Here is a 263-nt window from a genome sequence, read left to right on the forward strand (position 1 = left end):
GTGAGCGGCATCGCTTCACGCGAAGTTCGCGTGAAGCGCAGTGGCGGCGAGCGCAATACTCGCCCTCGCTTTGCTTACTGTTCTTTCGCCGTAACCGTCGTAACCGTGACGCTTGCCTGCCCCCGATGCGACGGCGCAAACAGCCGCAATCCACTCGCAATACTCGCAGCCCCCGCGAACACCGCGCCCGTCGCCAGCGAAAGCGTCGGGCCATGACGCCCGGCAATACTGAAGCTCAACGCAACAAGCGCAGCGCCCGTCGT

The 263-nt window shown here is 64.3% G+C and carries 1 pseudogene; it reads right to left on the bottom strand.

The features are described 5' to 3' along the window. Nucleotides 1–74: 74 nt before the first annotated feature. Nucleotides 75–263: pseudogene (locus SB772_RS42145) on the bottom strand (MFS transporter); the annotation flags it as partial.

Source organism: Paraburkholderia sp. SIMBA_030 (genome assembly GCF_046535245.1).
Classification (GTDB): domain Bacteria; phylum Pseudomonadota; class Gammaproteobacteria; order Burkholderiales; family Burkholderiaceae; genus Paraburkholderia.